At 68.7% G+C, this 16670-nt stretch carries 22 protein-coding genes; 10 read left to right on the forward strand and 12 right to left on the reverse strand.

The features are described 5' to 3' along the window. Positions 1-3 precede the first annotated feature (3 nt). The 3 genes from AB0F40_RS09560 to AB0F40_RS09570 are packed head-to-tail and all read right to left on the reverse strand — an operon-like array spanning position 4 to position 1570. A complete protein-coding gene (locus AB0F40_RS09560) occupies positions 4-657 on the reverse strand; it encodes a methyltransferase domain-containing protein (protein WP_357466050.1) in 654 nt (217 codons plus the stop codon). After that, on the reverse strand, positions 654-1121 hold the full coding sequence (locus AB0F40_RS09565; protein WP_357466052.1) for a hypothetical protein: 468 nt from the start codon (positions 1119-1121) through the stop codon (positions 654-656). The genes AB0F40_RS09560 and AB0F40_RS09565 overlap by 4 nt, the downstream gene beginning before the upstream one ends. A gap of 50 nt (positions 1122-1171) precedes the next feature. Continuing rightward, positions 1172-1570, reverse strand: a complete 399-nt coding sequence (locus AB0F40_RS09570; RefSeq protein ID WP_357466054.1) for a helix-turn-helix domain-containing protein — start codon at positions 1568-1570, stop codon at positions 1172-1174. A 42-nt stretch (positions 1571-1612) separates the two neighbouring features. Between AB0F40_RS09570 and AB0F40_RS09575 the strand changes: the two genes are divergently transcribed. After that, positions 1613-2539, forward strand: a complete 927-nt coding sequence (locus AB0F40_RS09575) for an enoyl-CoA hydratase/isomerase family protein (RefSeq protein ID WP_357466056.1) — start codon at positions 1613-1615, stop codon at positions 2537-2539. A 50-nt stretch (positions 2540-2589) separates the two neighbouring features. Here the strand turns inward: AB0F40_RS09575 and folE are convergent, their stop codons facing one another. Then, positions 2590-3186: a GTP cyclohydrolase I FolE gene (folE, locus tag AB0F40_RS09580; RefSeq protein ID WP_357466182.1), complete on the reverse strand. Its 597-nt coding sequence runs from the start codon at positions 3184-3186 to the stop codon at positions 2590-2592. Between the two features lie 47 nt (positions 3187-3233). Then, positions 3234-3704 (reverse strand): DoxX family protein, encoded by a 471-nt coding sequence (locus tag AB0F40_RS09585; RefSeq protein ID WP_357466058.1) that lies wholly within the window; start codon positions 3702-3704, stop codon positions 3234-3236. 93 nt (positions 3705-3797) lie between these two features. On the opposite strand from AB0F40_RS09585, the gene AB0F40_RS09590 reads away from it, so the two are divergent. Together AB0F40_RS09590 and AB0F40_RS09595 are read left to right on the forward strand one after the other, a co-directional pair. Then, a complete protein-coding gene (locus AB0F40_RS09590) occupies positions 3798-4454 on the forward strand; it encodes a helix-turn-helix domain-containing protein (protein ID WP_357466060.1) in 657 nt (218 codons plus the stop codon). 49 nt (positions 4455-4503) lie between these two features. Then, positions 4504-4899, forward strand: coding sequence for a nuclear transport factor 2 family protein (locus AB0F40_RS09595; RefSeq protein ID WP_357466062.1), 396 nt, complete (start codon positions 4504-4506; stop codon positions 4897-4899). On the opposite strand, the gene AB0F40_RS09600 is transcribed toward AB0F40_RS09595, so the two are convergent. Together AB0F40_RS09600 and AB0F40_RS09605 are read right to left on the reverse strand one after the other, a co-directional pair. Further along, the gene (locus tag AB0F40_RS09600; RefSeq protein ID WP_357466184.1) at positions 4896-6002 is read right to left on the reverse strand and encodes a N(5)-(carboxyethyl)ornithine synthase; all 1107 of its coding nucleotides are present in this window, start codon (positions 6000-6002) and stop codon (positions 4896-4898) included. The genes AB0F40_RS09595 and AB0F40_RS09600 overlap by 4 nt on opposite strands. 297 nt (positions 6003-6299) lie before the next feature. Then, complete coding sequence (locus AB0F40_RS09605) at positions 6300-6668, reverse strand: LysR family transcriptional regulator (protein ID WP_357466064.1); 369 nt, start codon at positions 6666-6668, stop codon at positions 6300-6302. A 242-nt stretch (positions 6669-6910) separates the two neighbouring features. Here AB0F40_RS09605 and AB0F40_RS09610 point away from each other — a divergent pair, with 242 nt between their 5' ends. The 5 genes from AB0F40_RS09610 (at position 6911) to AB0F40_RS09630 (ending at position 10127) form a co-directional block, all read left to right on the forward strand. Further along, entirely contained in the window at positions 6911-7486 is a 576-nt protein-coding gene (locus AB0F40_RS09610) for a hypothetical protein (protein WP_357466066.1), read from the forward strand. Then, entirely contained in the window at positions 7467-8063 is a 597-nt protein-coding gene (locus tag AB0F40_RS09615; protein ID WP_357466068.1) for a hypothetical protein, read from the forward strand. The genes AB0F40_RS09610 and AB0F40_RS09615 overlap by 20 nt, the downstream gene beginning before the upstream one ends. Positions 8064-8357: 294 nt before the next feature. Beyond that, positions 8358-8864: a hypothetical protein gene (locus AB0F40_RS09620; RefSeq protein ID WP_357466070.1), complete on the forward strand. Its 507-nt coding sequence runs from the start codon at positions 8358-8360 to the stop codon at positions 8862-8864. Between the two features lie 139 nt (positions 8865-9003). Beyond that, the gene (locus tag AB0F40_RS09625) at positions 9004-9327 is read left to right on the forward strand and encodes a hypothetical protein (RefSeq protein ID WP_357466072.1); all 324 of its coding nucleotides are present in this window, start codon (positions 9004-9006) and stop codon (positions 9325-9327) included. A 167-nt stretch (positions 9328-9494) separates the two neighbouring features. After that, positions 9495-10127, forward strand: coding sequence for an SDR family oxidoreductase (locus tag AB0F40_RS09630; RefSeq protein WP_357466074.1), 633 nt, complete (start codon positions 9495-9497; stop codon positions 10125-10127). An 88-nt stretch (positions 10128-10215) separates the two neighbouring features. Here AB0F40_RS09630 and AB0F40_RS09635 read toward each other — a convergent pair whose 3' ends face one another. The 3 genes from AB0F40_RS09635 to AB0F40_RS09645 are packed head-to-tail and all read right to left on the reverse strand — an operon-like array spanning position 10216 to position 12883. Further along, positions 10216-11157 (reverse strand): AraC family transcriptional regulator, encoded by a 942-nt coding sequence (locus tag AB0F40_RS09635; RefSeq protein WP_357466076.1) that lies wholly within the window; start codon positions 11155-11157, stop codon positions 10216-10218. 47 nt (positions 11158-11204) lie between these two features. Beyond that, complete coding sequence (locus tag AB0F40_RS09640; protein ID WP_357466078.1) at positions 11205-11825, reverse strand: NAD(P)H-dependent oxidoreductase; 621 nt, start codon at positions 11823-11825, stop codon at positions 11205-11207. Further along, positions 11822-12883: an LLM class flavin-dependent oxidoreductase gene (locus tag AB0F40_RS09645; RefSeq protein ID WP_357466080.1), complete on the reverse strand. Its 1062-nt coding sequence runs from the start codon at positions 12881-12883 to the stop codon at positions 11822-11824. Before AB0F40_RS09645 ends, AB0F40_RS09640 begins: the two co-directional genes overlap by 4 nt. A gap of 165 nt (positions 12884-13048) precedes the next feature. Here AB0F40_RS09645 and AB0F40_RS09650 point away from each other — a divergent pair, with 165 nt between their 5' ends. Further along, positions 13049-13504, forward strand: a complete 456-nt coding sequence (locus AB0F40_RS09650; protein WP_357466082.1) for a MarR family transcriptional regulator — start codon at positions 13049-13051, stop codon at positions 13502-13504. A 2-nt stretch (positions 13505-13506) separates the two neighbouring features. Here the strand turns inward: AB0F40_RS09650 and AB0F40_RS09655 are convergent, their stop codons facing one another. Further along, positions 13507-14211, reverse strand: a complete 705-nt coding sequence (locus tag AB0F40_RS09655; RefSeq protein WP_357466084.1) for an alpha/beta hydrolase — start codon at positions 14209-14211, stop codon at positions 13507-13509. Between the two features lie 137 nt (positions 14212-14348). On the opposite strand from AB0F40_RS09655, the gene AB0F40_RS09660 reads away from it, so the two are divergent. After that, positions 14349-14723: a VOC family protein gene (locus AB0F40_RS09660; protein ID WP_357466086.1), complete on the forward strand. Its 375-nt coding sequence runs from the start codon at positions 14349-14351 to the stop codon at positions 14721-14723. Positions 14724-14779: 56 nt separating this feature from the next. On the opposite strand, the gene AB0F40_RS09665 is transcribed toward AB0F40_RS09660, so the two are convergent. Then, positions 14780-16483: a DUF1349 domain-containing protein gene (locus AB0F40_RS09665; protein WP_357466088.1), complete on the reverse strand. Its 1704-nt coding sequence runs from the start codon at positions 16481-16483 to the stop codon at positions 14780-14782. Positions 16484-16670: the final 187 nt, after the last annotated feature.

Here is a 16670-nt window from a genome sequence, read left to right on the forward strand (position 1 = left end):
GCCTCAGTCAGCCGCCTTGCGCGTCAGGACGTGCGCCTGTGGGAAGCCGCGCACGGAGTCCTCGCGCGGCGAGATCGTCAGGCGGGCGACCTCGTCGATACCGGTCTGCCCCAGCAGGCTGACCACGTGGTCGGCCGAGTACCGCCAGGCGGGGGAGACCTTGTGGGCGAAGGCCTCGGCCGCTCCCTCGGCATCGGCCAGCGCCTGGAACGACACCAGTAGATAACCGCGGGGCGCAAGGACGCGGCTGAGCTCGCCGAGTACTGCGGGCAGCACGTCGGGCGGGGTGTGGATGGTTGAGTAGTTCGCCAGCACCCCGGCGAGGCTGCCGGTCGCGACGTCGAGCGCGCCCATGTCACCGACGTCGAACCGGAGGCCCGGGTTGGCTGCGCGGGCTGCTGCTAGCAGCTGGGGTGAGAGGTCGATGCCGAAGGCGTCGACGCCGCGGTCTCGCAGGTAGGCGGTCACGTGTCCGGGCCCGCAGCCGACGTCGGCCACGGGCCCGCCGCCGGCCCGCAGGACCAGGTCGGCGAAGGTCTGGACCAGCACATGGTTCAGAGGGCTGCCGGTGAACGCGTCTCCGATGAACGCGGCGTAGGCCTGTGCCATCGCGTCGTAGTCGGCGCGGACTTTCGGGAGGTGCTCGAAGGACGTCACGAGGCCTGCTGCTGCGCGATGAAGCTCGCGTCGTACAACCACGCGAGCACGAACATCGCCACGAAGGCCACCGCGGCGCACACGAGGGAGAGCTCGCTCCGGCCCGCGACCACGAGGGCGAAGGATGCGGCGATGAGCGCGATGAAGACCGCCCCCACTGCGATCAGGATGGCCCACCCTCGGCGACCGGCCGGACGTGGCATGGTGACGCCGCTCGTCCGCTCGCGGAGGGAGTCGAGCATCATGAGCCCCAGCGCGCACAGAGCCACCACGACCGTGAACGGCACCGGAGAGCCGATCGCCGGGGCCCAGACCACGATTGCGGCGAGGAGGGAGACGGCCGGGTAGTACCACGGGCTGGTCCGTGCGACCTCGCGGACGAGCGCACGCCGATCGTCAGCGATCCCGGCGAGGGCGGCGTCGGCGCCGTTCGCCGGGGACAGTTCCGTGTTTTCGCTCTCCATGGTGGAACTCTTGCAGGCCTGCTCCGGCACCGTCGAGCGAGTTGTGCGGTTCATGTCCCGGAGCGACCGGCCCCTCGGTCGTAGTCCGACTGCCGCTCCAGGATCTCGTCGGCGTTGTCGACCGTCCAGTCGTACAGGTACCCGAACGGCTCCCGCAGGGATTCGCCGAGCGGCGTCAGGGAGTACTCGACCCCGACCGGCGCAGTGGGTAGCACGCGACGCACGATCATCCCGTTGCGCTCCAGCCGGCGCAGGGTCTGGGTCAGGACCCGCTGGGTCACACCCTCGAGGCGGCGCTTGAGCTCGTTGAAGCGGGTGGGCTCCTCGAGCACCGCCATCACCATCATCGACCACTTGTCAGCGATCTGGTCGAGGATCGGGCGGCTGGGGCAGTCGGAGCTGAAGACGATCCTCGTCCTGGCGTTCAACTCGGTCTCGTCAGTAGCCATATCGGTATCCTCCATGATCCCTGCGATCCCCGAAGTGCGTTATTGACGTCGGCGCGCGCCACCGCGAGATTAAGTATGCATCAGGAACCTAGATGTATACCGAATACCGATTGGGAGTTCGCCATGCACCATGACGCCTATGCCACGCTCCGCATCGCCCGCGAGGCCGGCATCGTTCGTGTCGCCGTGGACAACCCGCCCGTCAACGTCCTCGACGCCGCCTTGATGACAGACCTGCGTCACCTGCTGGCTGCGCTGCGTGACGACGACTCGGTGCGGGTGATCCTGTTCGAGAGCGCCGACCCCGAGTTCTTCATCGCTCACGTCGACATGTCGCTCGTCGACGCGCCGGATGCGTTCGACGGGCTCGCCGACGGCCTGTCGGACGGTGTGAACGTGTTCCAGGGGCTGGGGGAGCTGCTACGGCACCAGCCCCAGGTGACCATCGTCAAGCTCGCCGGGATCGCGCGGGGCGGCGGCGCCGAGTTCGTGTCAGCGGCCGATATGACGTTCGCTGCGATAGGACGGGCCGGGATCGGTCAGATCGAGGCGCTGATGGGAATCGTCCCGGGCGGAGGTGGAACGCAGTACGTGACCGGGAGGGTCGGGCGGCATCGTGCCCTGGAAGCGGTTCTCGGCGTCGAGCTCTTCGATGCCGAGACTGCCGAGCGGTACGGCTGGGTCAACCGGGCGCTGCCTGCCGACGAGCTCGATGCCTTCGTCGACCGCCTTGCGCGTCACATCGCGGCCCTGCCGCCCGGTGTCATCGCGGCAGCCAAGCGTGCGATCCCGCCGGAGGATCTCGGTAATGGCCTGCTGCGGGAGAACGATGCCTGGATGAGTCAGATCGGACGCCCCGAAGCCGAGCGGCTGATCCGTGCCGGGCTGGCTGCCGGTGCTCAGACCCGTGACGGCGAACGGGACCTGGAGGGCTTGCTCCGGTCCGCGAGCTCCCGGACGGGGGCTTAGGACTGCGGCACGCGCGCCGAGACGACCCTTCGCGGCGAGGCCCGTCCGCGCTACCGGTGCACCCCCGTGAGAGCGAGGAACTCCTGGCGGGACGCCGGATCTGAGCGCAACGTCCCGAGCAGGGTGGACGTGACAGTCCTCGACCCGGTTGCCTGCACACCTCGCAGGGTCATGCAGCTGTGCTCTGCCTCGATGACCACGCCGACACCCTTCGGGTCGAGCTGCTCGCCGAGCCAGTCCGCGATCTGCTTGGTGAGCCGTTCCTGCACCTGGGGACGACGGGCGAAGTGCTCGGCGACCCGGGCAAGCTTCGACAGGCCGAGGATGCGCCGGCCCGGCAGGTAGCCGATGTGGGCCACGCCCACGAAGGGCAGCAGGTGGTGCTCGCACACCGACTGGACCGGGATGTCACGCGCCAGGACCAGCTCGTCGTAGCCCTCGTCGTTGGCGAACGTGGTCAGCCGGAAGGGGCGGGCCGTGAGCAGCTCGGCGTAACCGCGGGCCATCCGGGCCGGTGTCTCCCGCATCGCTTCGTCGTCGAGCTCGATGCCGAGCGCCAGCATGAACTGCCGCGCGGCCCGCTCGGCGGCGTCCAGGTCGACTCCGGTGCTGTCGGTGACCACGTGCAAGGCGCCTGGCCTGCTCACGGGGGTTTCCGCGGGCAGGCCCGCCTCGGTGTTCAGGGAGAGCTCGCTCAACGGGCACCCCCGCCGGACGAGGTGCCGAACCACGCCGGGTCGTAGACGGCAGCCAGCCGCGCCAGGGTGAGTGCGGCGAGGAGCAGCCCGAAGTCGCGCAGCGCGACGTCGTAGAACCCGGACCAGGTCAGCAGGTTGAGGATGATGCCGGCCAGCCAGATCGCGACGACATAGGCCGCGTACCGGGGCTTGATCGCGACCGCGAGGCCAGCGACGATCTCGATCACGCCGACGACATACATCGCGGTCTGTGCGGAGAACGGCAGCAGCTCGACCGTCCACGGTGCGAGGTATTGCGGCCAGTCGGTGAGGCCGCCCACGAACTTGTCGACGCCCATCCAGATCGGCAGCACGGTGAACCCGATGCGCATCAGCAGGAACGCGCTGTAGGCGGGGTCGGTGCGGACTCGCTGCCAGACGTTGCCCGAGCTGCTCGTGTGCGCGGAGCGCAGGGCTGGAGCATTCATCGTCGGTCTCCTTGTATCGCTAGTGAAGTTTGTTTTTAGAGACTGCCGACGTAAGCCTCTTTTGTCAAGATGTGCTGGTGTTAGATTGTTGAGGTGGACGACGACGAGGAGCGCGACCAGGACCCGATCGGCAGGCTGAGCAGCCTGAACGACCCCGTGCGGCGTCGGCTGTACGAGTACGTGGAGACCCGGGACGAGCCCGTGGCCCGGGAGGACGCCGCGACCGTCGTGGGAATCAGCCGCACCCTGGCGGCCTACCACCTGGACAAGCTGGCGGATGCGGGCCTGCTGGTCACCAGCTACGCGCGCCCCGCCGGGCGCGGCGGTCCGGGCGCTGGCAGGCCGGCCAAGCGGTACGTCCGCGCGCAGCAAGAGCTCTCCGTCAGCGTGCCGCCACGCGACTACGGGCTGCTGGCCGGCGTGCTCGCCGAGGCGATGAGCGCCGACGACTCAGGTGCGGTGCGCCAGGCGATGACGGCGGCGGCTCACGCGGCCGGGCGAGCGGCGAGCGATCCGGATCTGTCGGTGGCGCTGCGAGCGTGCGGTTACGAGCCCGCGACGACCGCGGACGGCGACGTCGAGCTCCGCAACTGTCCGTTCCACCAGGTCGCTCGCCGGCACACCGAAGTGGTGTGCGGCCTCAACCTGCACCTGGTGCAAGGTCTGCTCGAAGGGAGCGGGCAGTCGCCGGCCCGAGCGGTCCTGGCGCCGCGCCCGGGGCACTGCTGCGTGCGGGTGCTCGGCGCCTGAACCGCTCGAGGCCGGTTCAGGCCCTCGCCGCTGATGCGATAGTGACCGGATGTGCGATCACGACACGCAGTTCTTCATCGACCTCGAGTCCGGGGTCTGGGACGCACTCGTCAGTGGCGATGCGGGTGCCGACCGCGCGCTGCTGTCCGCGGACTTCGTCGGGGTGTATCCGACCGGCTTCGCGACCAGGGCAGAGCATGCCGAGGAACTGTCCGAGGGGCCGACCGTCGCGTCGTACTCCATCACGGACGCGCGACTGATCGACGTCGCCGCGGACGTGGTGCTGCTCTGCTATCGCGCTGAGTACCAGCGGCCGGGCAGTCATGAGGAAGAGACGATGTTCATCAGCTCGCTCTGGTGCCGGCGCGACGGCCGCTGGCTGAACACGTTCAGCCAGGACTCGCCCGCCGCGCCCGCCGCGCCCGACCCAGCAGGTGCGCCCTAAGCAGTCCGGGTGTGCGGATAGACCTGCCCGCGATCCTGAAAGCTCAGGATGCTCGGGTTCTGGATCACGCCGTCGTGGATCTCGATCGCGCGGGAGACGGTCAGGTCCTTCGCCCATGCGGCAGGACCCTCCATGACCGGCCGTAGGAACGGCAGGAGCGCCTCGCTGATCTCCCAGGTCGCCGAGTTCCACAGGTACGACGGGCTGTGGTCGACGGCGTAGTAGTGGACCCCTTGGCCGACGGTGAACATCGGCTCGTCGAACGTGGTGGGCCGCGCCCACTCGAAACCCATCCCCTGGTCGCACGAGACGTCGATGATCAGGCTTCCCGAGGCGAACCGCTCCAGGTCCTCGGTCCGCAGGTAGGTCAACGGTTCGGCGACGTCCTGGAGCGTGCAGTTGACGACGATGTCGTGCGAGGCCAGGAAGTCAGGGAGCAGGACGTCGCCGGCCTCTGTGTGGACCTCGCTGAGGTGGGTCGCGCCGCCGTCGGTGTTGAGCTGGGTGATGTGTGCGGTGTGGATCGGCGAGCCGACCGCCGCGGCACCACGCTGCGTGAGGACCTGGATGTCGTGGATCCCGTGGGCCTTGAGCGCGGTCACGGCACCGCGCGCCGTCGCGCCGAAGCCGATGACGACCGCGCTGAGCCGGGGGCCGTAGTCACCGGTCGAGCCGACCAGGCCCAGCGCATGCAGTACGGAGCAGTAGCCGGCGAGCTCGTTGTTCTTGTGGAACACGTGCAGGTTGAAGTCACCCCGCCCGGTCCAGTGGTTCATCGCCTCGAAGGCGATCAGCGTGAGCCGCCTGTCGATGGCCGTCTGCGTCATGCCGGAATCCTGCACGCAATGCGGCCAGCCCCACAGGACGCGGCCCTCGGGTATCGCCGCCACGTCCGCCGCTTGCGGCTTGGGCAGCAGCAGCACGTCAGCTGACTCGAGCACCTCGGAGCGCTCCGCGACCCGGCCCACGCGCGACTCGAGGTACCCGGGTTCCAGCTGGAAGTCGGAGCCGTAGCCACGCTCGACGATCATCCGTGCGCGCACGTCCGCGTCGACCCGGTCCAGATGATGGGGGTGGATCGGCAGGCGCCGCTCGTTCTCCATCGAGGAGTCTGCGAGCAGCCCGAGAGTGAGCAGGTCGGTGCTCGGTGAGGAACTGCTCGACGGCACTGTCGGGACAGCAAGGGGCGGGTGAGTGACGTCGGCCATCGGGATTCCCGTTCATTGGGGAACCAAGGTCAGCTCCTGCTGCGACTATACGCCGATATCTGGCGAGTAATGACCGAGTGCTCAGAGCCCTGTTCAGTCCGCTTTGAGAACGCGATCTGGCATGGTTTGGCGTCCCGGAGCATGCCAGATCGCGTTCTCGAAGCGGACCAGCGTTGGGGTGCCCGCGAGGGGTCAGGCGGCGCTCTCCTGGTCCATGTTCTTGGCGCCGAGGATGAGCGGTCGGATTTCCCAGACGTCGATGCGCGCCTGGTCGCGCAGGAGCTCGAGCGTGGGTTCGGCCTTCCCTGCGAGCCGGTAGATCATCGTCAGAACGGTGAGGAACGCGCGTGCCCAGAACACGAACCGGGTTCCCCAGGGGGTCAGGTGCACGCCTGGGGCGCCATGGTTGCGTTTGAAGAGTCTCTGGCCCAGCTCGGTCTCAACGTGCTCGACGTGCCGGGAGACGGTGGCCTGGGACCGTTTGAGGGCAGCGGCGGCACCCTTGAACGACTCCTGTTTGGCGATGATGATCACGGTCACGACGGGTTCGATCTGCAGCACGACAGTTCCCCCTGCGTTGGTCGAGGCCGCGACGCCTCGGGCGGATGAAAACGTAACGGCTGAACCGGTCCCGTTGGCTCGTTTGTCCATGATTTCGGCGCGATTTCACCCGAGCGATTGCGAGATTCGGAATCGCTCTTGTGGGACAACCTGGACATGCGCTGTGCTCTGCGAGTCCGTCTGGTCCGATCCTGGAGCTCACCGTGCTCGTAGTTTCGTCCGCGCGTCATACCTGGCTGCGTTTGCCCGTAGCTGCTTCTGCGACGGTGGCGCTGGTCGCCACCATGCTGGTGTCCGCGCCGCCCGCGACCGCGGACGTCGATGACGGAGCCACCGCTGTCGAGAAGGTGGATCCCACGACGGGGGCGCCGGTCTCGGAGAACGAGGGCGTGTGGGACACGGTCGCCGGCTGGTTCACCGACGACGCCCCGGATCTGGAGCCCGCTCCTAGCCGTGGCGACCTGCCCGAGCTCCAGGCCGAGTCCTGGGACGTCGAGCCTGCGACCGCGGACGCCGCGCCCGCGGTCGACGCCCCGACGGCGGTGCACGCCACCGGTGCGGACCTGGTCTGGGAGCCGGGCGGGGACGGTGAGGTCTCCGAGTTCCAGGTTCACCGGTCGATGACCCCGGGCTTCGAGCCCGGTCCGTCCACGATGGTCGCCCCGGTCGATCCCGGCACGACGTCGTTCACCGACACGTCGATCTTGCCGGTCGCCTCGACCGGCGACCGGTCGCGGACCTTGCTCACAAGGACACTCGGACCGCCACAACTGATGCGCTCCTTACAATTGTGGGTCCGTGACTATGTCGTGGAATGAAGACTCGTACTTGAGTTCGACGTTTGGCTGGACGGTTGATCTGCCGGGTCTCGGTCGCGGAGTTGCCGAGCGACTAGCTCTCGAAGTTGACCGGCGATTTCCTGAAGTTACTGATGGGTGGATGCCCGACGTCAGCGGTCCTCATTTCTCCTGCCATACCTATCTACGCCGTGATGCGGTGGCCCGCGTAGCCGAAGGGTTGAGGTGCGCCGGAGATCGCCACAGTGAGAACCTTGTAGCCGACATTGAGTTGTGGATCGACAGAGTGGCCGCGTCGGCAAAGAATCTTGATCGGTCGGAGTTTCGGATCGGCTTGCGGTACTGGTCGGTGACAGTTCAAGGGGACGACAGTTTGGCCGGCGCGCAATGCCTGGCTTCGATCGCTGAGGCGGCGCCATATAATTTGCGTCCGAGAGTTGTTGATCCGACCGAATGGTTTATGATCTGGGGCGACGCTTCGACGATGTTGTCGATTCGACGTGGGCTCGAAGCGCTTCCTCCCAGCGAACTTGTGTTGGCCATGGTCACCGAACTTCGAGCTTGGGAGGAATGGGCCGGTAGGGGCGAGGCGGGCTGACGTTGAAACCACGAGGTGTATTGGGCTGGGACGTTGTGAACACGACGGCGGGTCGTTTACGGAATCCTCCCGGCATGGTGCTGGCACGCCCGCGACCGGTACCAAGTTCGCCGACGACCTCGGTGAGGACGAGATCTTCGGTGGTTTGGTAGAAAGGCTTGACTCGTCGAACATGACCGGGAAGTTTGACGAGTCCGGAAACCACCAGCACATCCTGAACTGGCGGGGAGCAGGCTCGGCTGGTGAGGGCGGGGTCGAGGTCTGGATGACTCCCGATGGGCGATTGGGGGGAATGTGGCCGATCAACTAGCCGAGATTGAGATTGGCTTCGTCATCAGAGACCATCCCCACTTTGGATACCGCAAAGAGGACCGGATCGACCTCGAGCATGCCCATAGTACGGACATCCTCCAGGGGGCTTTCATGGGGGACGCGATCCTGCGGCTTCCTGGGGAAGACTTCAGCACGTCTCCGAGTGATCTGGGATGGCGTGGGCTGGTCGAGTGGTGTTTGCGCCTCGATGCTGTAGTCCGGCGGGTTGCTGAAGGGGCGTCCGAGTTTGAACTGAGTGTTCCAGACATCAGTGAGACCATCCAGATTCGGCGGGATGGCGACGATCTGCTGTTCTCATTCGCCTACGTTGAGACTGTCGGCCGCATTGGGACGGTTACATTCATCGAGCACGTCGAGGCATTCATTCGCGAGAGCACGACGTGGATCGGTGACCGATACCCGGCAGCTAAGCGCAACCCTGCGGCTCGCGCGTACTGGGAGCGGCTTGATGCCTACTTAGTGAGCTGACTGTCTCATCGCTCGGGCGCTGAGTCACTCGTGCTCTGGGTGGCGCTGATCGCCGTCCGGGCCGTGCCGTTCACCGCTCAATCCGCGTCGGGGCTCACGGAGGGCTGAATCGGTACGATCGACGAGGGGCCGAGGGGAGATGAGCCTGCTGCCAGACCAGCTGCTGCTCACTGAGGACATGGTGGAGCTCGTGATGCGGCTCCTGCTTGCGGGCGAGATCGACCGGACAGTGGCGTGTCAGTTCGTCAGTCCGTGGGTCGAGGGCACGTTGCCGTCCACGCGGCAGGCTGAGTCTGGTGCGCAGACCTTGCACGGTCTGGACCTTGTGCGCGATGAGTTGGGCCGCGTCTGGCACCCTCGGTGCCAAGACCCCGATCTCAGGTTCGAGGTCGGCCAGGCCGAAATGGTGCGCAGGTGCGAAAAGTGGCTGTCCTCGAACGGCCGCCGCGGGAGCGCTCGATGACCGCGATCGTTGCCGGGACCCTTCGTTGTGCTCTGGTCAGGTACCGACGATACGACGTCGGACCGGGATAGATGCTCGCACATGGATTCGAGACGAGACGCTATGGCACGCTCGTGATCGAGCGACTGAACTGGGACAAGACGCGACACACACCCAGGGAGGTCGTCATGAAGATCATCGTCTTCGGAGGAACCGGCAGCATCGGAAGGCTCGTGGTCGAGCAGGCACTCGAGCGCGGTCACGAGGTGACGGTGTTCACTCGAAACACGGCATCGGTCGCCGAGGAGCAGGCACGACTCACCGCCGTCGAGGGCAGCGTCTTCGAGATCGGGGACGTCGCGCCCGCGATCGAGGGGCACGACGCGGTCGTCGTCACGCTCGGCAACGGGTCGAAGGGCGCCGTGCGATCGAGGGGCACCGCGACCATCGTCGCGGCGATGCGACAGGTCGGCGTGCGCCGGCTCATCGTGCAGTCGACGCTCGGCGTGGGGGACAGCTGGGAGAACCTCGACTTCTTGTGGAAGCGGGTGATGTTCGGGTTCCTGCTGCGCAAGGCCTATGTCGACCACGTCGAGCAGGAGCGGGTGACCCGCGACAGCGGCCTGGACTGGACGATCGCGCGACCCGCCGCCTTCGTCGACGGCCCGCGCACCGGGGAGTACCTGCTCGGCTTCGGGCCCCGTGACGCAAAGACATCGCTCAAGATCGCGCGCGCGGACGTCGCCGACTTCGTTGTCTCGCAGCTCACCGACAACGCCTGGCTCGGGCAGACCCCGGCGTTGGCCTACGAGGCGAGGTGACCGTCGTGGCGAAGCGGGCCGCCGCCGAAATGGGAGATCAGCATGGGGCACCGAGCGGCTCACCGGGCTGCGCGCGCCGGTCGACGCCCTATGGCGCGGGTGATCGCGCCCGGTGCTCCTTCGGGTTCACGCCCCGCTCGCGCTTGAACGCGGTGCTGAGCGCGAAGCCGCTGCTGTAGCCGACCTCGTGGGCGACCGCCTCGATCGTCACGCCTGGTTGCAGGAGACGGTCGGCCGCGAGCGCGAGGCGCCACCCGCTCAGGTAGGTCATGGGCGGCTCGCCCACGAGCTTCGAGAAACGCTTGGCGAGCGCCGCCCGCGACACGCGCACGCGGGCGGCGAGCTCGGCGATCGTCCACGGGTACGCGGGATCGTCGTGCAGCAGCCGCAGGGCGTGCCCGACGATCGGGTCGCTCTGCGCGCCGTAGAGCCCGGCGCGTTCCGGTGCCTCGTGGGTGACCCAGGCGCGCAGAACTGCGACCAGCAGCACGTCGAAGAGGCGATCGAGCACGGCTGACTGGGCGGGCGCATCCCGCACGATCTCGTCGGCCAGGATGCTGATGAACGGGGTGTCGACGTCGACGCCACGCACGTGGATGACGGGCGGGAGCGCGCCGACGAGGCGCTGCGTGACCTCACCGCGCACCTGGTAGCAGCCCATGAGCATGACGGTGGGGCCGTCGAGATCATTGCCCCACGCCCGCAGGCCGAGCGACCACTCGTCGTCGACGTCGCGGCCGTCCGGGCTCTCGACGCGCATGCCGGGCAGGATCACGACGTCGGGCCTGGCGCCCAGCTCGTGCGACACCACGACCGGGGCCGGCCCTCGCGCGACCGCGACATCACCCGCGGTGAGCTCGAGCGGGGCGCCTTCGTCGCCCTCGACCCAGGCTGAGCCGCGCACGACCGCGATCAGTCCGAGCGGCGACTCGTCGGCCAGTCGAACCGACCAGGGCGGCGTCAGGCTCGCGCGCAGGAGGTAGGCGTCGCGGCCGCGTGGGGCGTCGAGCAGGCGTGCGAGCGCATCCATGCGGTCAGCGTAGAGGCGCTGCTGCCCGTCACCCCGGCCCGGGTGCGTCAGGGTCGGGGTTCCTGGGCCCCCGTCGCGCGGGCCCGGAGCAGGTCCACCACGTCGGTCAGCCCTACCTCGATGCGGCCGTAGACGCGGGGATTGAGCAGCGTGGTGCCGTCGAAGTCGCCGGCGGACGCGTAGAACGCCACGGGAACGGTGAGCGCCTGGAAGAACGCGAACAGAGGCCGCAGAGCGTGCTCCAGGACGAGGGCGTGACGGTCCGTCCCGCCCGTGGCGGCCAGCAGGACGGGCTTGTTGGTGAGCGCGTACTGGTCCACGAGGTCGAAGAAGTGCTTGAACATCCCCGGGTAGGAGCCGCGGAACACCGGCGCCGCCGCCACGAGGAGGTCGGCTCCCTCGACGCGCCGGATCGTGGCCTCGACGTCGGGCGTGACCTCCTCGCGCTCGGTCGCCTGGGTGAACCCGGGGCCGAGGCGGTAGACGTCGATCCGGGACGCCTCGATCGGCAGCATCGTGCGCAGCGTGTCGAGGACGACGTCGACGAGCCCTACCGTCTTGGACTGCACGCTCGGGCTCCCGTTGACGACGACGACGCGCAGCGCCCGGCCGCCGGAGGACGCCCCGGCGGGCCCGACGCCGACGTCGACCAGGCTGGAGGCGCTCATGCCGCGCTCTTCTCGCGAGCCGCCACCTCGCGTCGCACCACCGGTGCTACCTCGGTGCCGAGCCGTTCGATGGCCTTGAGGTGCTCGGTCTGCGGCATCCCGCCGAAGCCCATCTGGATGATCGCGCGGCCAAGGCCGTACACCTCGTTGTAGGCGAGCAGCTTGTCGATCACCTCCTGGGGGCTGCCGACGAGCAGCCCACCCTGTGGTGACGCCTGCGCGTCGAACGCGGTGCGGGGGATGAGAAAGCCGGCGCCGCGCTGGTGGTTGTTGTCCAGCATGCCCTTCGCGAAGTAGGGGTACATGCCGTCTCGCGCCTCCTGGCTGGTCCGGCCGACCAGCCCGCCGGCGACGATGCTGACGGGCAGCGCCGCGGCGTCGTGCCCGGCCTGTTCGGCGGCCTCCCGGTAGAGCTCGATGGTTTCCAGGTGGAAGTTGACCGGCCCCAGCAGCAGGGCCATCGCCATCGGCAGACCGAGGCGGCCGGTGCTGACGGCCGACGCCGGCGACCCGCCGACGCCGACCCAGATCGGGATGGTGTCGCCGTAGGCGCGGGGCGCGATGTCCGCGTCGACCAAGGGTGCGCGGAGGCGCCCCTGCCAGGTGAGCGGGTTCTGGTCGCGGATCTTGAGCAGCAGGTCGAGCTTCTCGCGGAACAGCTCGGCGTAGTTCCGCAGGTCGTACCCGAACAGGGGGAACGACTCGGTGTACGAGCCGCGTCCAGCGATGATCTCGGCCCGGCCCTCGGAGAGCAGGTCGATCGTGGCGAACTGCTCCCACACGCGCACCGGGTCCTCTGAGCTGAGCACGGTGACGGAGCTGGTCAGCTTGATGTTCTTGGTGTGCTCGGCCGCGGCTGCCAGCAGGATGGTGGGCGCCGACCCGACGAAGTCGGTGCGGTGGTGCTCGCCGACGCCGAAGAGGTCCAGCCCTACCTCGTCGGCGACCTTCGCCTGCTCGATCGTCTCCCGGACCCGCTGGGCCGGTGACGGCAGGGCACCCGTGGCCGGGTCCTCCGTGATCTCGCCGAACGTCATGATCCCGATCTCGAATGCCATCTCAGCTCCCTCTCGGCCGGCGGGGGCGGTCTGCCTCCGGTGACCGGACGTCTCGTGGTTCGTGACCGCAACAACTTATCTGCGCACGCAGGTATTCCGATCCAGATGCTTGTGCAGGCAGGCATCTGTTGGTCGGACCGGCGGGATGCGGCTACCGTGCCGCACATGGCGACCGAGAGGCTGAGCGAGCTAGAAGATCAGGCGTGGCGGGGGTTCCTGCTCACCCACGACCGGATCTGGCGCGAGGTCGAGGCAGGGCTGGCGCCGCTGCACGTGAGCATGACCGAGTACAGCGTGCTGGCCCTGCTGGCGGAGGCGGGGCCCGAGGGCATGCGGATGTCGGAGCTGGCGCAGCGCCGCGTGATGACCAGTGGCGGGTTCACCCGGCTCGCGGACCGGCTTGAGGCTCGTGGGCTGATCGAGCGGCGGCGGTCGTCCAGCGACGGTCGGGGCTTCGAGGCGGTCCTCACGCCCGAGGGTCGAAAGATCATGCGCAAGGCGTGGCGTCAGCAGTACGGAGACCTGCGCTCCCTCTTCTTCGACCGGCTCGACGACGACCAGCTGCGCAACCTCGCCGACGTCTGGGCCAGCCTCGACCCGGAGAACGACGAGGGACGCTGAGGTCAGCGCCCCAGCAGAGCCTCCACCTGCTCGACGACCAGGTCAGGACGAGTGATGAACGGGTGGTGCCCCGTCGGCAGCTCGACCGACCGCGTCGCCCGGCCCGCGTGGAAGCGCTGCAGCTCGACCGACGTGCTGCGGTCCTGCCCGCACACGAGGTACGTCGAGTCGATCCCCACCCAGCCGTCGGCGCTGGTCGGCGTCATGAACGCCGCGGCCGACTGCGCGGTCACGCGCTCCCACGCCTGCTGCCGCGTCGTCGCGTCGGCGTCCTGCAGGAATCGCTCGCCGAACGACGTCGCGTCGTAGCCGGACACGCTCAGCGTGCCGTCACCGTTGTCACCGATCGAGACCGGGTCGCTCTCGCCGCTCATGATCGCGCCCTGCGACTGGCCGACGTCGGGCAGGTACGACGAGACGTAGAGCAGGTGCTCGACCGCGGGATGCGCACCGGCCTCTGCGATGACGGTGCCGCCGTAGGAGTGCCCGACGACGATCGCCGAGCCCACGCCGTCGAGCTCCGCGCGCAGCGCCGCCGCGTCGGCGGCCAGCCCGCCGGTGACCTGGTCCGGGGTGGTCTCGCCGCAGGACGGCAGCGCGACGGAGCGGCTCGGGATGCCGGTGCGCTCGTGGAGCAGGTCCGCGGTGGGCCGCCACCACCACTGCCCGTCGCGGACCAGGGCACCGTGGACGAAGATCAGTTCCATGCCTCGGACCGTAGCCCTCCGCTGACGGCCGAGGGGTACGGATCCGCTCACAGCAGCAAGCCCCGCCGGGAAATTTGCCTCGCGCGTGAGCCGGCCTCCGGGGAGACTCGTCGGACCGACAGCGAGGAGGACCGACGATGATTCGCAAGCTGCAGGCGCTCGCGGTGGACTGCCCGGACCCGGTTCGGCTCGCGGAGTTCTACGCGGAGCTGCTGGGCGGGCAGGTCGAGCTGGACGCCGAAGACCCGGACTGGGTAGAGGTGCGCGGATTCGAGGGCACACCGCTGGCCTTCCAGCGAGTGGAGGGCTACCGCGCGCCGCAATGGCCCGGACAGGAGTCGCCGCAGCAGCTGCACCTCGACTTCGACGTCGACGACATCGAGGCGGACGAGAAGCGGGTGCTGGAGCTCGGCGCGACAGTGCTGGAGCGCACCGACCAGCTGCACCCGGGCGCCAACTGGCGGGTCTACGCGGACCCGGCGGGCCACCCGTTCTGCCTCTGCGCCCACTGAGCACGGCCGGTAGCGGCGTCGGACAGGAGCAGGTCCGACGCCGCCACCGGATCCCGTCACGAGCAGGCGGCCAGCTCCTCCTCGTCCGGGGTGAACCGGACCCAGTCGAACGCGGCGGTCAGCTCCGGCGTGGCCGACGGGCCCCGGTAGGCGAACGGCCCGACGTCGGTCGCGGCGAGCTGGTCGGCGGGCGTGGCGCGGCCCAGGTTGACGAACGTCGCGCCGTCGATGCTGTACGAGGCGGTCAGCCACGCGCCGTGGTGGGTGATCCGCAACCATACGGTGTCACCGGTCCCGGGTGGGGCCAGTGCCGAGTCCTCCGCCGTCCACGCGTTGTTCCGGTCCACGCCGTTGTTGCGCCACACGAAGTCGAACCGCTTGCCGGCGTCCACGTGCGAGATGTCGATCCGGACCGAGTTGGCGTCGTCGCGCCGGACGATCAGACCCGCCTGCTGGAAGTTGACCTGCGGGTCGAGCGTGACCTGCGTGGTCACCTCCCACGGTGCGTCAGGTACCGGCTGCAGGAGGAGCGGCGCCGACGTCGAGTTGCCCGGGTAGGTGGGGATGCGCCAGGCGCCGTCCGCCACCACCGAGCGGTCCAGGTCGCCGCGGACCGCCGTCGACCAGAGGGACCGGTCCAGCGCGGCGCCGTCGAGCTCGTCCGAACCGGCGCCCGTGCACTGCGCGTACATCGGGTCCTCGGGCCGGGTGTTCAGCGGGTCCCGCACCCCGTCCGGGTCTAGGACGGCGTGCGCGATGGTGGTGTGCGAACGCTCCCCGTGCTCGTAGATCAGGTGCAGCGTCCCGTCCGCCCTGACGATCTGCGGCGAGGTCGCGCGCCCCGCCTCCGGCGGGGCGGGCTGGGGGATGAAGAGCGGCTCCGGCTCGCCCACCTCGGTGAACGTCCGGTCGACCGGCCGGGCGAGGATCGTGCCGACGGTCGCGCCGTACACGATGTAGTGCTGCCCCTTCCACTTCCACAGGTCCGCGGCCGACACGTTCGTGCCCTCCACCGGACCGGGCGTCACGATCGGCTCCGGCTCGACCTGCCAGTCCTGTCCGTCCCGCGACCAGGCCAGGTTGATGTGCCGCACGTTGGTGTCGTAGTTGGTCATGAACAGCATTCCCCACCGCTGGGCCGACGAGCGGTCCGGGTTGCGGAAGACCCGCGCGTACGACGTCTCGGTGGCGTGCCGGCCGGGCTGCGCCGCGTCGACCATCTCCGTCGTGACCGCCTCGCCGCCGTAGGCGAACGTCACCCCGTCGGTCGAGGTCGCGTACCTGGTCACCGTGTTGTCGCCGTGGAAGTACAGGTACATCCGGTCCTCCGCGGCGTTCCACACGGCGTCGGGCGACGAGACGTGGGGGACGTCGTAGATGTCCTCCCACTGGTTGGCGACCACCGGGCTGGCCTCGTGCTGGGTCCACGGGCCGTCGAGCGAGTCGGCGTACATCAGGTTGATGCCGCCCGGGTCGTCGTGCGGCGCGTAGTAGACGTACCACTCACCGAGCGGGTCCTCCAGGTGCGCACCGGCGTGGAACACCGACGGGAAGATGAACTCCTGGTTGGGGTTGTGCGGGAGTGACTGGTCGAACGGGTCGACGATCTCGCCCGTCTGCGTGAAGACCGGCAGCTCGGCAGCCGGAGCTCCGTCAGCGGGGTGCGGTGCGGGCGCCGCGTGGGTCACGCCGGGCACCAGCCCGGTGATGACGGCAAGGGCCGCGCCGGCCAGGGCGCGGCGCGCCGTGAGGAAAGCCATGATGCGTACTCCTTTGTCGCGGTGTCATGACGGCGCCAGCCTTCGGGCGGGTCCCACCGGGGGTCAAGGGAGGTAATCAGATCCACCAACGACGCGGTTGATAATGCGTCCCACCGCGCCCCGGGCGACGGCGCAGACGGGTCGTTCCGGACCACCGGGTCCGGGCGGAGCACCTGCTAATAATGCG

Origin of the sequence: Promicromonospora sp. NPDC023987, assembly GCF_040639055.1 — a bacterium.
Classification (GTDB): domain Bacteria; phylum Actinomycetota; class Actinomycetes; order Actinomycetales; family Cellulomonadaceae; genus Promicromonospora.

Bases quoted from the DNA above. Each gene is read 5' to 3' on its own strand.
- AB0F40_RS09600 (WP_357466184.1), bottom strand. From the start codon at position 6,002: ATGGAGAACGAGCGGCGCCTGCCGATCCACCCCCATCATCTGGACCGG.
- AB0F40_RS09650 (WP_357466082.1), top strand. From the start codon at position 13,049: ATGGCGACCGAGAGGCTGAGCGAGCTAGAAGATCAGGCGTGGCGGGGG.
- AB0F40_RS09625 (WP_357466072.1), top strand. From the start codon at position 9,004: ATGAGCCTGCTGCCAGACCAGCTGCTGCTCACTGAGGACATGGTGGAG.
- AB0F40_RS09585 (WP_357466058.1), bottom strand. From the start codon at position 3,704: ATGAATGCTCCAGCCCTGCGCTCCGCGCACACGAGCAGCTCGGGCAAC.
- AB0F40_RS09630 (WP_357466074.1), top strand. From the start codon at position 9,495: ATGAAGATCATCGTCTTCGGAGGAACCGGCAGCATCGGAAGGCTCGTG.
- AB0F40_RS09640 (WP_357466078.1), bottom strand. From the start codon at position 11,825: ATGAGCGCCTCCAGCCTGGTCGACGTCGGCGTCGGGCCCGCCGGGGCG.
- AB0F40_RS09660 (WP_357466086.1), top strand. From the start codon at position 14,349: ATGATTCGCAAGCTGCAGGCGCTCGCGGTGGACTGCCCGGACCCGGTT.
- AB0F40_RS09645 (WP_357466080.1), bottom strand. From the start codon at position 12,883: ATGGCATTCGAGATCGGGATCATGACGTTCGGCGAGATCACGGAGGAC.
- AB0F40_RS09565 (WP_357466052.1), bottom strand. From the start codon at position 1,121: ATGGAGAGCGAAAACACGGAACTGTCCCCGGCGAACGGCGCCGACGCC.
- AB0F40_RS09655 (WP_357466084.1), bottom strand. From the start codon at position 14,211: ATGGAACTGATCTTCGTCCACGGTGCCCTGGTCCGCGACGGGCAGTGG.
- AB0F40_RS09665 (WP_357466088.1), bottom strand. From the start codon at position 16,483: ATGGCTTTCCTCACGGCGCGCCGCGCCCTGGCCGGCGCGGCCCTTGCC.
- AB0F40_RS09635 (WP_357466076.1), bottom strand. From the start codon at position 11,157: ATGGATGCGCTCGCACGCCTGCTCGACGCCCCACGCGGCCGCGACGCC.
- AB0F40_RS09595 (WP_357466062.1), top strand. From the start codon at position 4,504: ATGTGCGATCACGACACGCAGTTCTTCATCGACCTCGAGTCCGGGGTC.
- AB0F40_RS09570 (WP_357466054.1), bottom strand. From the start codon at position 1,570: ATGGCTACTGACGAGACCGAGTTGAACGCCAGGACGAGGATCGTCTTC.